Raw genomic sequence first — 15101 nt, 5'->3', positions numbered from 1 at the left:
CAGAAAAATCATTCAGACACAAAAAAACCGGCCGCAGCCGGTTTTTTTATGGCGCCTGCCGGCTTACGCCGCCAGTGCCTTAATACGCTTGTTCAAACGGCTCTTCAGGCGAGCTGCTTTCTTCTTGGACAGCACGTCTTTGTCTGCAATACGGTCAACGACCGGCTGCATGGCCTTGAACTCTTCCATTGCCTTAGCGTGGTCGCCGGTGCTGATCGCTTTCACTACACGCTTGATGTAGGTGCGGACCATGCTGCGCTGGCTGGATTTCAGGACGCGACGGTTCTCGGCCTGGCGGGCGCGCTTGCGAGCTTGCTTGCTGTTCGCCACAGGGTATCTCCTTGGAGAATAAAGGTTGCCGAAAAAACGGCAACGAAATTAAATATGTGTTTGTCGGCTTCGCTATGACAGCACGACGTTCCGCAACATGACACTTCTCTAACAACTAGCTGATCAGGTCTATAACAACCAGTTGATTTGGCAGGCTTTTCACCCTACCAAAACGTATAACAGGCAGTTAAATCGAGCTGCCCATTCACGGGTCTGTCTGAGAGGATGGCATAGTCTATCACGCACCATGCGCGCTTGCTAGCCGTTGTCAATGGCCCTTGACCGAGAATCCCAAGGTCGATGGGGTGATTTATGGATTCAAGCACGGCTTATTTTTGCACGCCAATTAAATTTTTCTGTTTTTTTATATATTTAAAGAGACATGTTCCGTACAAAAAGCATCATTAAAAAAGATTAAAGGCAGACACAAAACAACCTTAGCGTTACACTCTGAAGAGCACCATCGTACTAGTCAATTAAAACTAGAAAATCTAGTATTAAGCGCTTTCCAGACTTGCCTAGCTGCCTCCTTGAGCACCACGTTGATCGATTTGCAACGTTCAACCAGCTCCATAAAAACAAGCTAATACAATTAATTCTAAAGCTGCTGCATGGCACGCCTTAAAAAGCAGTCGCATCTTATTACTTTTTAAAGTGGGGAAAATGAAAAACATACGCGTTCAACATAGCTTACCGAGCTCAGCGCGGACCAAGTCAACACGGCTAACCGCATGGAATAGTTAAAATAGCGCGGCGGCCATTATGTGGCCGCCGCTACCGAAGCTTTCGAGCCTACTCATTTGGGCAATGGTTAGCCAACGCCGCCAAAGCCAACGCCTATTTTATGACAAACTTGTGACACGGATTAACTAGTGAAAAGAGTCTTCATGGCAAACGTTAAGGAGAATATTGCAAGCAATTATAACGTACAGGATGTACCTCACGCTTTGCAGGCGCGCCATCACGCGCTATTTACCCATCATCCCGATGCCATATTTGAGCTGAGCCTTGATGGCATTATCGAGCACTGTAATTCAGCAGCAGCGCATATCACCGGTATCGCCAATGAGCACTTAACCGGTAACGCTTTTTTTCAGTTGCTCCATATCGACGCTCTCGTAGAGGCAAAAGCTGCCTTTAACGCCACCTTAAAAGGGCAACATCAAAGCTATCAAGCGCTTAGCATCAACCGTCATCACCATGCGAGTCAGCTTGAAGTCACCCACGTGCCGATTATCGCCGATGAACGCATGATAGGCGTCTATGCGATTTGCCGTGATATTACTCAGCGCAAACAGGATGAAAGCGAGCTACGGCTGTTAAAACGGGGAATTGAAGCCAGCCCTAATGGTGTGGTGATGGCAGATGCCACCCAGCCCCACTTGCCGCTGGTGTATGTAAACAGTGCGTTTACCGACATTACCGGTTACAGCGCTGAAGAAGCACTTGGCCGCAACTGCAGTTTTTTACAGGGCGAAGATTCCAACCCGGAAGCTGTTGAAGAGATTCGCCGCGGTGTCACTCAACATCAAGACGTGCAAGTACTGCTACGTAACTACCGCCGCGACGGCAGCCTGTTTTGGAACCAGTTATCGATTAGCCCCGTGTTTAGCGAAACGGGCGTATGTACGCATTTTATCGGCATACAACAAGACATTACACGCCAGCGAGAGCAGGAAGCGCGTATTGCTTATCAAGCAGCTCACGACCCGCTCACCGGGCTCCCAAATCTAGGGGCACTACAAACACGCCTGGAACATGCGCTCAAAACCTGTAAATCGCGGGGGCAGGAACTGGCACTGCTTTATATCGACTTAGACGACTTTAAGCCGATTAATGATGCGTTTGGCCATAGATTAGGAGACCAGTTACTTAAAACCGTGGCGCAACGCTTACTAGATACCGTGACAGCGGGCGTTAGTGTGGCACGCCTCTCTAGCGATGAGTTTGTGGTACTGCTAGCCCCTTACCAAAACGAACAAGAAGTGATTGCCCTCACGAATCGTTTATTAGCGGCCCTTGCTCAGCCATTTACACTCTACCAACACTGCCTGCACATCAGCGCCAGTATTGGAATCGCTTCTAATAAAGGCAGTACCACCCAGGCGCATGACCTACTTCACCATGCTAGCCTCGCGATGCTGGATGCCAAGCGCCAAGGGCGTAATACATGGCAATGGTACTGCGGTGATGCCATCGACAATGTCGCCGAACATGTTGTTATCAGGCGAGAATTACAAGAAGCCATACAAGCTGAGCAATTTGAAGCGTATTATCAACCCATCGTGGATGCCGTTAGCGGCGACATTCGAAGTGTGGAAACGCTGATACGCTGGCACCACCCCACCAAAGGCCTTGTTTCACCGGGCGTGTTTATGCCAATTGCCGAGCAAACGGGGCAAATTATTGCCATTGGTCGCTGGGTATTGGATCGCGCCTGCCATGATATTGCCGCACTTAATGCTGGCCGTGAGCGCCCCCTGGCGGTGGCGGTCAATATTTCGCCAATGCAGTTCCAGCGCACTGGCTTTATGAATGAAATTAAAGCAGCGCTTCACGCTAGTGGCCTCCCTCCCGCCTTACTGGAACTAGAGGTAACGGAAGGCACGTTAATGACAAATACCGAACAGGCCGTTGCACTACTCAATGAAGTACGTAATCTGGGCATTAGCGTGGCGTTGGATGACTTCGGCACGGGCTTTTCGAGCCTTAGCTATTTACGTGATCTCCCCATCAGCAAGGTCAAACTCGACATTCTATTTATTCGGGGCATTTCAAAAAATGCGAAAAATGCCGCCATCGTTCAAGGCGTTATTACCATGGCGCACCACTTAAACTTAGCGATAGTCGCCGAAGGCATTGAAACACGTGAAGAACAAATGGACCTGCAGCAACGCCAATGCGACCTGTTGCAAGGGTACTTTTTCTCCAAGCCCCTGCCGTTTGATGTGTTAAAAAGCTTGCCACCAACGCTTACGCCACCCTAGAAAGTGGTTGATGACACTTCCCCTATAAACGCCACACCTTACTTCTAAAACAGAAAAACAGGCTGCCTTACCCAGGCCGCCTATTTTAGACAGGAAATGCTGCCGTGCCACTGCGCCGCCTACACACTCGCCTACTGCTAGCCGTGAGCATACCGTTGATCCTCGTTTCAACGACGCTGCTGCCTGTTCTCCATGTGCATATGGAAACACGGCTCAATAGTCTGAGCGCCGAAGCCGATGCCCTCTTAAAAGTGGGGCAAGAAGCATTAACCCGCGATATTAATGAAAGCCTTAACTATGCGCTTGCCATTGCTGAAATGCCTGGACTAAGGCGCTACCTCGCAGCGCAAAGTTTAACCACACTCACTGACCAGCAATATTCGCTTAGCGATTTATCCCAGCTTTCTAATTTTTTAACGACCTTAATTAGCCACAACGCTCGTTACACCAAGCTAGTCCTGATTGATAACCAGGGGCGCGAAGTGCTGCGTGCCCCCAGAAGCAATAAAACTGGGGCACGGGTATCGGGCAATCTTCATGTTAATACTGACTACTTCATAGAAGCATCCAAGCTGTTACCACGCGACCTTTATATCTCACCGCCTGGCCGTAACCTGCAGTTCGAGTTATTTGGCCGCGATGTGATTCCAGTGGTCAACGTTTCCACCCCTGTGTTTGATGCCACCGGCGAGCGCCGTGGCGTAGTACTTTTGAGCCTTAATTGGGATTACCTGACTGACGCCCTGCGACAAGCCATGCTACTTGACCAGAACGCCAATATGATTTTGGTCGATGCCCAAGGCAGGTGGCTGCTGGATGAAGGTATCGGATCAATAGATACAGCGAGTTTTGGTGGCAACTTTGCTGCGCTTTCTCCCCTCTACTGGCAAGCCATGCAGCAGCGCAATGAAGGCAACGCCACCATAGACAATCACCTCCTGCGCTTTCAAACCGAAGATATACGCACCCAGCGCTACCGCAGCCTGGCAGGTACTATTTTTAGCGATAACGCCGACCACCCGTGGAAACTGGGGGTCACGCTCCCCCGCCCTACCTGGCTCTCACTGTTTAAAGAAGAGACCACTGTCCTCTGGTTTCTGTTGCTGACTTACGGCGTTGCCGTGGCATTTGGCATATTTTGGTCCATCAGCAGCCAACGCCAACGGGAATTACGCCAAGCCGCTCAGCGCCACGCCTATGAAGTCAGTGATTTATATGAAAATGCCCCCTGCGGCTATCACTCGATTGATAAGTCCGGTCTCGTGGTCAAAATGAACCGCACCGAACTTGCCTGGCTGGGCTACTCTGCCAAGGAAGTAATCGGTCATATCAATTACCGAGAGTTGATTACACCAGAAACACGCGAAGAGTTTGAAAAAGCCTTCCAAAACGTGAAAGACAATCAATCTGGCAGCGCAGAATGCACCTTACTAACGCGTAACGGCGAGCATCGTCACGTGATGATTCAAGGCTCTGCCTACACGCGCAATGGCCGTTTTGTGCATTCCCGAGCGATGGTGTTTGATCTTACCGAGCGTAAACAGCTTGAAGAAAAACTACGCGCGCAAGCCATGACCGACCCACTAACGGGCGTGTTTAACCGGCGTTACTTACAAGCCCAAGCAAAAATTGAGATGTCACGGGCGCGGCGCCAAAATCACCCCATAGCGCTTATCACAATAGATATTGACCACTTTAAGCGCATCAACGATGAGTATGGCCACGATGTGGGCGATGACGTACTGAAAAACTTCACGCAAATAGTCAGCGACCTGCTTCGCCAAGAAGACTTACTGTGCCGGGTGGGGGGTGAAGAGTTTGCGGTATTGCTCCCCAACACCGCCATTGAGCAGGCTCAGCAGGTGGCCGAGCGAATTCGTATCTCTATTGAACAGGCGCCCACCACTGTTGAATATGAAGGCACGCAACAAGCGCTCAAAGTCACGGCATCATTGGGTGTGACCCCGATTCATGTCCGAGAAAAATCGTTAAAACCTGCGCTTAAAAGAGCGGACATAGGGCTATATAAAGCGAAAGAAAATGGCCGTAATCAAGTCATCCTTCACACGCTATAGCGCTTGCCCCGCACCACAAAATCGGGGTTAAGCACTTGCTGGAGATTAGCATTGCTTAAAAGTGAGTTTCAAGTTAATCCCAGGCGCTAGTGTAAGCACCACGCTCATTATCGGCTTACTGTTTTCAATCAGAGCTTTGGACCACCAACCAATAAAAGCCCTCAGCGTTATTAGCGCCTTTGATGCGCTGGATATCTTCTTCGGAGAGTACCGACACCTCAGGGTAAGGCCTGCAAGCAACCGACAATAATATTGCAGGCCGCTTTAATCCGCTACACTTAGGAAGCCATTGCCAGTCTTTAGATATACGGCGAATCCTCGACGATATAGCTGCATGATCACCCCTCCAGGCTAATTGCAAAATATTTTTCAGCAAAGCCGTAATGATGTTTGGCATTTTGCCCTCAGAAAATAAAAGCATGTTGAACTTTAAAGCATCGCCCACCATAGGCGAGCACTATCAATGTTTGGAACTCTACGGCCAGCCTTTTTATCAGATTCAACATTTCTTTCGCCAACTGTGGGCCAAGGAAAGAGATAAGCTTATTGTCACATCAAAATTAGTGACCATGGACCGACCAATGCTCATAATTGACGCGCGTAAAGAGTCTACTATAAACGTGGTAGCACTGTTCTTAGTCCACATTATTATTATGAAACTACAGCGGATTCTCAATGGTAGAGAAAGCCAACTATAACTTATAGCAGCAGCTAGACATTACGAGTTCTCGGAGAAAAGCCAGTGATAGATTAAAGTTACTGAAACTCTGCTGACCCTTTTGCCTCTACCGTGTATGCCATAATGCTGCTGTTATTCAATAAATTAAGATATGTTAATCTTCCAATCATTCCAGCAAACTAGAAATGTGGATAAGATCGCAAACGCATTACTCCCTCCTATTCAAACATCTTCCGAAAGAGAGGTGTCAGCAGTTGCCCTCCTCGCTCACTCAAATGGTCATCATCGGTATACACTGGGATGCCATTGATGTCTCCCCAGCAGCGATCATCACCACACAAATAAGGGCGTGGGTCGAGCATGGTGATGCCACATTCTTCAGCAGCACGATCCTGAGCCTTCCAAGCAACAAGATGGCGCTGTTCATACTCCTCCAAACTGATCCACACGCGCGTTTCTCGACCTAGCAGGGCAGCCCGTCCCATCACTCTTGGAACATTAAGCTTCAATTCTGGAATGGGGCGCAGCATAAACACATCACGATGCTCGGAAAACGCACAGGCGGTGTCAATAATGCCCTGCTGCATTTCTCGATAGAATGATTCCGAACGATATTGATAAGGATTAGAGATATATCTTTTAGGTGTTGGTACTTCATGCGCTCGGTCAGGTTCATTTGGTCCTTCAAAGTAAGAGCTTATTCGATTAACAATCAACATAGGGATTTCCCGGTCCAATTGCAGAGATTCTGCATACACCTTTTTAAAAAAATCCTCACAGCTTCCATCATCGCGACCTGTATGTTTGATGCCAAAAATAGTAGGGCAACTACTTATAGTCCAATCCAGAACATGTAACTCTTTGCTAGGAAGAGCATTTTCTACTGAGCGTATAACAGATTGAGCATGGCTATCACCAATCACAATGACACCCAAACTATCCCCGCCGTAAGTACACCCTGGGGTAGGAGTTGAAACACTACCTATACACTCACTGCGTCGAGGATTGGCATTCTGAGCTTCTGCAAATATAGCTTCTATTTCTTGTTTAAACCTGCCTTCAACCCCATCATTAATTCTCACCGCCAACGCGGGAATAGCAATTAATAGCACCAACAAACCTGTAAGTATAATTTGCTGAGATGACCTAAAAGACATTAAGCCTCGCTGTATTGACTGTTCTACAAACCTCCATGATACCCAGCCCAACAATAAGGTAAGCATCAACGACATTAGCGTTGCAAACCAATCACCATGCAGTTCGAGATAAATCAAGCCAACGCTCAGCGGCCAATGCCAAAGATAAATAGAATAAGACGCCTTACCAAGCCATTGAGCAATAATCGTACCCGTCAAAAAAGAGTTCGAACGGGAAGCCAGCAGTACCATAACAGTGCCTAATACGGGCATCATCGCCTGCCAACCTGGCCACGGTGTATTGCCATCAAACAGCAAGATGCTGGCAAGAATTAGCGTAAATCCAAAAATTTCCAGAGTTCTTGCTATGCCTTGCGCAGGACGAAGCTGGTTAGCATAAAAATAAACGAGACTGCCAGCGAGCATTTCCCAGGCTCGGGTTGGCAACAAGTAAAAAGCAGCGCCTGGGTTCACCCGAGTTATTGCTATCGAAAGTCCGAGTGATATAACAAAACCTGCCAGTAATAATACCCCGATGAAACGACGATTAGGCCATAATTTCCATAAAACCATCAATACGATAGGAAACAGCAAATAAAACTGCCACTCAACGGAAAGTGACCAAGTGTGTAACAGCAGTTTTTCATGTGAGGCGGGGTCAAAATATCCAGCTTCTCGCCAGAATTTAATGTTGGAAATAAACAAGAGTGCAGTTATAACATGAGTTGCCAACATGCGGTAGTCGTAAGTTGGTAGAAAGTACCAACCCAATATTAGCAATGCTATACACAGCGCCATTAAAGCGGGAATTATGCGTCTAGCTCTGGCCAAGTAAAAGCCAAGCAGTGAGAAAGATGACTCTCTATTAGGTGTTAAAAGTTTACCTAAAATAATTCCTGTCATTAAAAATCCAGAAATTACAAAAAATACATCTACACCTATAAAGCCGCCATCAAAACCCGGCACTCCAAAGTGGAACAAAACTACCGCCACTACTGCCCAAGCTCTTAACCCATTAATATCCGTGCGAAAACCATTCATATTTTTCCCATATAGTTAACCCAATCCCTGCAAAGGGAAATACTGTTTAGTGTAAGACAGACCTTTTCAGTGTTCTATTCACTACTTGCTAGCATCTCAATTAGGCATCTTAATTTTTTTGGCCACCTACTGGAGAGGAAAGATAAGTAGCTACTATTAGTAGTATCCATAGCCAGTAAGCACCAAGAGCGACAGGGTAAGCAAAAAAAGAGTAGGTTAACCCAAAATAAAAAAACAACACGGGCAGCAGCATACCGGCTAATATAATGGGTCGCATTGAAGAGTCAGCGTGAAAAAGCTTACTAGCAAAATATCCGAAAGGCACACCATAAAACAGCAAAGTTGCCAACATGCCAACGACCCCGTAACGCAGCCAAGCATTCAAAATATCGTTATGAGCATGCCAATTCTGAGCGACCACCCCTTGCACTTCACCGTCATCGTATAGCGCTTGCATAGCACTTTGGTAACCATCCAGACTGTAGCCCAACCATGGTTTGTCTGCGATCAGCTGTATACCTGTCCGATAAAGCTCTAAACGTATACCTACCGAGCCGTTTGCTTCACCGTGCCAATAATCCCGCCCCTGCTCGACTGCCTTATGAACTCGATCCTGAACGCTTGTTTGCGGAAATGAATAGACGCCAAACAATAAGATAACAATGATAGCCAGCAAACCACCACGCCATAAAAGCGGCCAGTGGTGTAAATAAACGCGATAAAATATTAGCCCCACCAATGGTAAAGCTAGCCATCCACCACGGGTACCCGAAAGTAAAGATGCGCTTAACCCACCCAGCGCCCCTAAACATAAAAGCAATAGCCAAGCACGCCGGTTCGTCGACTGCCAAGCCCAGGCTAAGCCAGCTAAGCAGACTAGACCAGCGGCCAATGACATATTACCGAACAAAATGGGGTGAAGTGGCTCATGCCCTTGTGCACGCCATACGTCCCACACAGCTTTCTGCCAAACTGCCCAGACACCAGAGGTGATTCCGGTTAACGCAAAAGCGGCAAAAACAAAGGCAGCACCTAGCCTAAACACTGGCAGCGAACGCGCTCAACATGGCGACTAATAACAATGGCAGACCACTGCGCCACTCCCCATGCCAACTAGAGGCCAATAACACCGCAACGGCTAATATAAGGGGCACTAGACCTAACCATCTAACAGAGGTAGGTAGTATTTTAATACCGCCACCACGCAAAAGCTGCATTCCTCCAATAGCGGCTAGTGCGCATAACCCCAGCCAGCCGCCATTAGGCAGCACAAGCGGTGCAGCACATAGAAACACCACACCTGCCAGTGCAAATACTTTCATATCAGGGCGCTTCTGTTCAGATAGCTATACAGGATTACGACCCACTGAGTAATAGCAGAACCCTTTAGCGGCCATTCGCGCTGGGCTTCCTCCATGGCTTCAGGATCAAAAGTCCTAACGTTTGCACCAGCTTCCCAAAGTGCTTCCATCAATACGCGACTGGGTGCTTCACGCATATCATCCGTATTAGGCTTAAAAGAAAGCCCCCACAAAGCGAACGTTTTGTCCGCCAGATCTCCCTTAAAATGGGCATTGTTTTTTGCAAAAAGGGTATTTTTCTGAGCTTGGTTACGCTCTTCAACAGCTTTAAGCACTTTAGCGTCAAAGTCGATACTATCAGCGGTTTGAATAAGTGCCTGCACATCTTTAGGAAAGCATGAACCACCATAGCCCACACCAGGGTAAATAAAACAGCACTTGGACTGGCCACTTAAATGCTTATATAGAAACCGGCATTGAGGATGTTTTGGCCAAAGTGAGCGTGGGCCGCTACTTAGCCGGTGACGTAGGCGCCACGCTAGACTTCTCCCGTGAGTTTGAATCCGGAGTACGCATAGGTGCCTGGGGCACCTGGACAGATGCAGAAGATGATTTTGGTGAAGGCGGTTTCGACAAAGGTTTGTATCTTGCCATACCATTGGATGCATTTTTCACATTCTCTAGCCGTGATAGTACAACACTGCGCTGGCAGCCGCTTACCCGCGATGGTGGCGCGCGCCTGAATCGTCAATATGAGCTTTATGATTTAACCCAGGAACGGCAAATGGGGCGTTATTGGGAAGAATATGATCGCATGTGGCGATGATAATGGATTAGCAGAAATGGCCGTCCGCATTATAGACCTTGGTCTAACATCGACCTTGGTTTATAATGCACTGCAACAAGCCCAATTTGGTGCTTACTGCAGGAGATCATACGATGCCTCCCGAGCTTACTGAACGGCCCGCGCCGTTACCTTATCGGCTTTCTACCACGGCAAACGTTCAACGTAGCCTTCGCCAATGTTTGTCGATTGCCGCTGAACTGCTTTACGACCACGGCCATGTGCTAGAAACCATTACCCTGCCACAGCGCGGCTTAGCCCACCGTGAACTTGTCGCGCTTAGCACAGCTGCGCCCACCTGGGCGACCTGCCAGCAAGTGATGGAAGCTAGTGAAGCCGCCACCTTTAATGACTATGGCCGCTTTGTACTGACCAGCCTTGGTCGCGAGCTGATGTTTGATATGTTTGGTCAGGGTGCTGCTGACTGCGCATAAAAAAACCGCCCCTAGCTTTCGCTAGTGGGCGGTTTTTTGCTTGGCTTATTGTTTGAGGCTTAGCGTAGGCCAAGCATCGACAGAATGAACAGCACAACGACGATCAGGCCAATAATGTAGATAATATTACGCATAGGGCACTCCTTGCTTATTTGCGTTTCAGGGGAAATCAATGGGTTGCTTACCCATGAGCTAACACACCCATCCTAGCAGGCTTTTTCTTGTTTTGCGTAATCCCGCTTCCTCTCTCTAGCCGAAAGTGACTACTCCCGCGCTATCCAAGGTTGGATGTTGGTATTTTTCGTCAAAGGCTCGCTGATGTCGGCTAGCGACCAGTTCCCCTACTGGGTTACCTGCTAGCAGCACCTCTATGATGTTGATCCGCTTCATTTTCGCCCCCGGGCGCGACCTGTCCGCTTGATTTCTTCAAGTGATACTGGGTGCTCATGCTTGAATAGTTCGGCAACTTGACCTGTTGCGCCCAGTGCCGTGGCAATGAGTACAAGTCCTTCGAGGGTTATTTGCCCATGAGACTCGAATCGTTTAATAGTGGACTCGGAAACACCCGCCATCTGCGCCAAGGTTCTACGGGAAAGGTTCTGCGCCAATCGGGTTTCCCGTGCGTTGGCACCGACCTGCTGGGCCAGTTCGCCAGGAGCAAGCAGAGAGTGAGTCAGGGTCATAATAGCTCTATCAATAAAGGGTCATTTATAAGCTACTATATACTAAAATTGGCTATACAAGCTCAAAAATGAACCATTCATATAAATATTCAACTTGAGATTCAGGCGCAGAAAGTGCCACCTAACCTTAATGCTAGCGGCTACCTGTTGCGGAACCTCTTCGACTTCTTAGCCTCGAACCTTTGCCACTTATACCGAAGGTATTGCGATGCGCGTTACTGCTTTACTTGTTTCGTTTGCTGTTATGTCGTTGTTCGCTACTTCTGCCGCAGCAGCAAATAAACCCTCTGCAACAGCACTCCAGGCACTAGACCAGCAAACCCGCCTGCTTGAACGCGTCCACAGCATGGTAGTGGCCTACGATGGCGAGATTATCCATGAGCATCATCAAGGTGGGCCGGGTGTGGCCTCGCCTGCCAATATTAAATCGTTGTCCAAAACTGTGCTGGCAGCGATCACTGGTGCGGCGATTGAGGCGAATATTGTCGACTCCGTTGAGCAACCCATGGTGGATTTGTTTGGCGAGCACCTTCCTAGCGGTATTGATCCAAAAGTTAGCGAGATCACTGTGGCCCATCTACTCGCCCTGCAAGCGGGGCTTGAGCGTACCTCAGGCAGTCACTATGGCGCTTGGGTAGCCAGCGACAACTGGGTTAACGATGCCATCACTCGCCCTTTTGTGGATGAACCCGGCGGGGAAATGCTCTACTCAACCGGCACCAGCCATCTGCTTTCCGCCGCGCTTACCCATACCAGCGGCGAGACGACCCATGCACTGGCACAACGCCTGCTAGGCGATCCGCTCAATATCACTATCCGCCCTTGGCTGCGCGACCCGCAAGGCATCTATTTTGGTGGCAATGATATGCAGCTTTCGCCACGCGCACTGATTGAGGTGGGTGAGCTATATCGCAATAATGGGCTAGTCATTGATGAGTCTGGAAATGAGCAGCGGGTTCTGCCGGAAGGCTGGGTAGAAACATCGTGGCAGCCGCGCGGCACCTCTCGCTGGACCGGCGACGGATACGGCTTCGGCTGGTTTATTACTCAGTTAGCAGGGGAAGATGTTTACTACGGGCGCGGCTATGGTGGCCAAGCACTGTTTGTTATTCCCGAGCGTAAAATGACGGTCGTGATCACCTCAGACCCCAACCCACCCTCGCCGGGCGGGCAGTTTCAGCAGCGGCTGAATGGGCTGGTGGAGGGGCTATTGACGTTAAGCACAACTAGTTCAAGTACTGGAGCCCGATAACAGCGTTACCCACCTAGCGAGGCAGATGAGCCTAAAAGAGATAAAACAATGAACCTATCAGCGAATAGATGAATCACGGGGGTACTTTCAATAATCCTGATAAAAACAACTCAATCTAGAAAAATTCCTATTCGGATAAGGACTGATATTACTCTTTACGGGATATCATCCAGAGCATAGTAAGTTTGGAAAACTTAATAGGGTAGGAACGAGCCACCAGGTAATTTAACGCTCCCTATCAATCAGTTCAGTTTCACTTATTATATGGTCAGCAACTCTCCTCGCTCCTTCAACTGAAAGGTGATTATCATCAAAGTAAAAAGAAACGCCATCTTTTCCGCCATAGCAAACGTCATTGCCACAAAATACATTGGCTACATTAACTTGATGAACCAGCTCTGGGATAGCTTTTGAATTTTCAAAAAACCTATTAAATTCATCCCACCAATCTCTAGAAAGTCCTAAAACATTACCATTCTGCAACCTGCCCAAATATACAAGCTGCTGGATGCTCCTTGGTAGCTCTGGCGATTGGTCGACAAAAATAACTTTTTTTCCACTACTGGCAATATCCGAAAGCATATCATGCAGACTATCAATAACAGAAGAAACTTGCTCGCTATCTCTTGCCATAGGAAAGCTAGGATATACACCTCGAGCACTTCCCCAAATTCCCAGGGCCATCCGATACGACACAATCACATGAGTATAGTCATTACTTTTAATAATATAATTAGCTGTTTTTTTCGTCCATTCAGTGCAAGGTGAACCATCATTTTTACTATAAGAGGGTTCACATCCACTATACGAAAAATGAGCAACACCAACACCAGCCTTTTTAACTTGCTCACCTAGTGAATAGGCAAGTTCAACAACATGGCTATCTCCTAAAACTGCTACAGTTGCATTTCCACTATTGTATATGCATGTATCTTCAACCTCTATAACATTTCTAGGACTTGCATGGCATTTGTTGCGCATTGGACTTGCTTTGGCTGTAGAAATATAAGAACTCTGCCTCTCACTCAGTCGAAACCTTTCTGGAATTCCATTACTAACGTGACCATAGAAACCGAAGGAAAAAATAGCTAAAGATGCGACAGCAGCTGTAGAGAATACTTTTACTCTAGTGTCGACCCAAGACCCTTCTTTTCGCCTAAATGGACGCTCAATATATCTCCAAGAAAAGTAAGCCAAAACTATTGAAGAAAAACATAGTATTAGCATTGTTATCCAATGAGGATGCGGAAGGATCTTAATTCTTGCAAAAGCCATTAAAGGTTGATGCCAGAGATAGGTGCTATAACTTAACAAACCAGCCCATACCACATACTTTAAAGATAATATCCTATATACAAAAGTCCCTTTTGCACAAAATAAAATTATAAAAGCCGTTCCTAACACTGGGATCAATGTATAAAAAGAAGGAAAAGGATAGCTTTCGTCAAATACAAAAACCGAATACAAAATAAGAGCTAGGCCAAGAGCAGAACCTCCCTGGCTCGGTTTAATCACGCGCGCATAAGAATAAAATGCACACATCGCCCCAACCCCCAGCTCCCATGCCCGCGTAGGCAATAAGTAAAAATTAGCCGAAGAGTAATTTCTCCAACCCCATTCTGACAAAAGTAGACTAATACAAGAAAAACCTAAAACTACGTAAAAAACCGGTTGTTTACCAAACCGCCACAACACGAGGAGGAGAATTGGGAAAAATATGTAAAACTGTTCTTCAACAGCCAAGCTCCAAGTGTGAAGCAATGGATTCTCTTCAGCAGAAGGGGCGAAGTAGTCCTCCTTACTCCAAAACAACACATTAGAAGCAAAAAAACTTACGGCAACAAAAGCCTGGGAGAAATCTTTAAATTGCGGGGGCATCATCCATGCATAAGCAAATGGAATACAACACAACATCACAAAGAAAAGTGAAGGAAGAATTCTTCTGGCTCTTCGCTCGTAAAACTTCCCTATAGAGAAACAGCCAGCCTCCAAGTCTTTTATGATTATCAAAGTAATCAGATAGCCACTTATAACAAAGAAAACATCAACACCTATATACCCTCCCGCAAACCACGAAAAACCAGCATGGAACAAGATGACTGGCAAAACAGCAAATGCCCTTAGTCCATCAATTTCTTTACGGTATTCCATTAACTGAATCTCTCTTCAACTGCTTAAGCAGAAAAGTATATAGGAAATTAATAAATTTTTACGGATAACTAAGTACCTGATATAAAGTTTTCGTGTAATATCCATGCCAGGATTTCTGACACGGACAGAACCATGGAAAAACGCTTCGTTGCCCCTCTCACTGAACCTGAACAACAGACGCTGACCTC

General features: G+C 47.4%; 11 protein-coding genes and 2 pseudogenes. 5 read left to right on the top strand and 8 right to left on the bottom strand.

Translation table 11 applies throughout. The features are described from left to right. Positions 1-63 precede the first annotated feature (63 nt). Entirely contained in the window at positions 64-330 is a 267-nt protein-coding gene (gene rpsT / locus HZS80_RS21685; RefSeq protein ID WP_008959243.1) for a 30S ribosomal protein S20, read from the bottom strand. 887 nt (positions 331-1217) lie between these two features. Here rpsT and HZS80_RS21680 point away from each other — a divergent pair. After that, on the top strand, positions 1218-3317 hold the full coding sequence (locus HZS80_RS21680; RefSeq protein ID WP_179917295.1) for a putative bifunctional diguanylate cyclase/phosphodiesterase: 2100 nt from the start codon (positions 1218-1220) through the stop codon (positions 3315-3317). Between the two features lie 104 nt (positions 3318-3421). After that, positions 3422-5392 (top strand): sensor domain-containing diguanylate cyclase, encoded by a 1971-nt coding sequence (locus HZS80_RS21675; protein ID WP_179917294.1) that lies wholly within the window; start codon positions 3422-3424, stop codon positions 5390-5392. 124 nt (positions 5393-5516) lie between these two features. Here HZS80_RS21675 and HZS80_RS21670 read toward each other — a convergent pair whose 3' ends face one another. The 5 genes and pseudogenes from HZS80_RS21670 to HZS80_RS21650 form a co-directional block, all read right to left on the bottom strand. Beyond that, positions 5517-5840, bottom strand: coding sequence for a hypothetical protein (locus HZS80_RS21670; protein ID WP_179917293.1), 324 nt, complete (start codon positions 5838-5840; stop codon positions 5517-5519). A 449-nt stretch (positions 5841-6289) separates the two neighbouring features. Next, positions 6290-8248 carry an acyltransferase family protein gene (locus HZS80_RS21665; RefSeq protein WP_179917292.1) on the bottom strand — a complete coding sequence of 653 codons (1959 nt, stop codon included), beginning with the start codon at positions 8246-8248 and terminating at the stop codon, positions 6290-6292. Between the two features lie 109 nt (positions 8249-8357). Further along, complete coding sequence (locus HZS80_RS21660; protein WP_179917291.1) at positions 8358-9146, bottom strand: O-antigen ligase family protein; 789 nt, start codon at positions 9144-9146, stop codon at positions 8358-8360. A 139-nt stretch (positions 9147-9285) separates the two neighbouring features. Continuing rightward, complete coding sequence (locus tag HZS80_RS21655; protein WP_179917290.1) at positions 9286-9570, bottom strand: hypothetical protein; 285 nt, start codon at positions 9568-9570, stop codon at positions 9286-9288. A 77-nt stretch (positions 9571-9647) separates the two neighbouring features. Next, a pseudogene (locus HZS80_RS21650) lies at positions 9648-9980 on the bottom strand (UDP binding domain-containing protein); the annotation flags it as partial. A 17-nt stretch (positions 9981-9997) separates the two neighbouring features. Here HZS80_RS21650 and HZS80_RS21645 point away from each other — a divergent pair. Both HZS80_RS21645 and HZS80_RS21640 read left to right on the top strand, forming a co-directional pair. Then, positions 9998-10375 (top strand): annotated as a pseudogene (locus tag HZS80_RS21645) (YjbH domain-containing protein); the annotation flags it as partial. Positions 10376-10488: 113 nt separating this feature from the next. Further along, positions 10489-10827 (top strand): hypothetical protein, encoded by a 339-nt coding sequence (locus HZS80_RS21640; RefSeq protein WP_179917289.1) that lies wholly within the window; start codon positions 10489-10491, stop codon positions 10825-10827. 386 nt (positions 10828-11213) lie between these two features. On the opposite strand, the gene HZS80_RS21635 is transcribed toward HZS80_RS21640, so the two are convergent. Beyond that, positions 11214-11510, bottom strand: a complete 297-nt coding sequence (locus tag HZS80_RS21635; RefSeq protein WP_179917288.1) for a helix-turn-helix domain-containing protein — start codon at positions 11508-11510, stop codon at positions 11214-11216. 208 nt (positions 11511-11718) lie between these two features. Here HZS80_RS21635 and HZS80_RS21630 point away from each other — a divergent pair, with 208 nt between their 5' ends. Beyond that, on the top strand, positions 11719-12762 hold the full coding sequence (locus HZS80_RS21630; protein WP_179917287.1) for a serine hydrolase domain-containing protein: 1044 nt from the start codon (positions 11719-11721) through the stop codon (positions 12760-12762). Between the two features lie 225 nt (positions 12763-12987). Here the strand turns inward: HZS80_RS21630 and HZS80_RS21625 are convergent, their stop codons facing one another. Beyond that, the gene (locus HZS80_RS21625; RefSeq protein ID WP_179917286.1) at positions 12988-14913 is read right to left on the bottom strand and encodes an acyltransferase family protein; all 1926 of its coding nucleotides are present in this window, start codon (positions 14911-14913) and stop codon (positions 12988-12990) included. Between the last annotated feature and the right edge of the window lie 188 nt (positions 14914-15101).

Origin of the sequence: Vreelandella glaciei (assembly GCF_013415125.1) — a bacterium.
In the GTDB taxonomy this organism is placed as follows: Bacteria; Pseudomonadota; Gammaproteobacteria; order Pseudomonadales; family Halomonadaceae; genus Vreelandella; species Vreelandella glaciei.
Note: the sequence above shows the minus strand (reverse complement) of the source record. Positions and strands in the feature narration are given on the sequence as shown.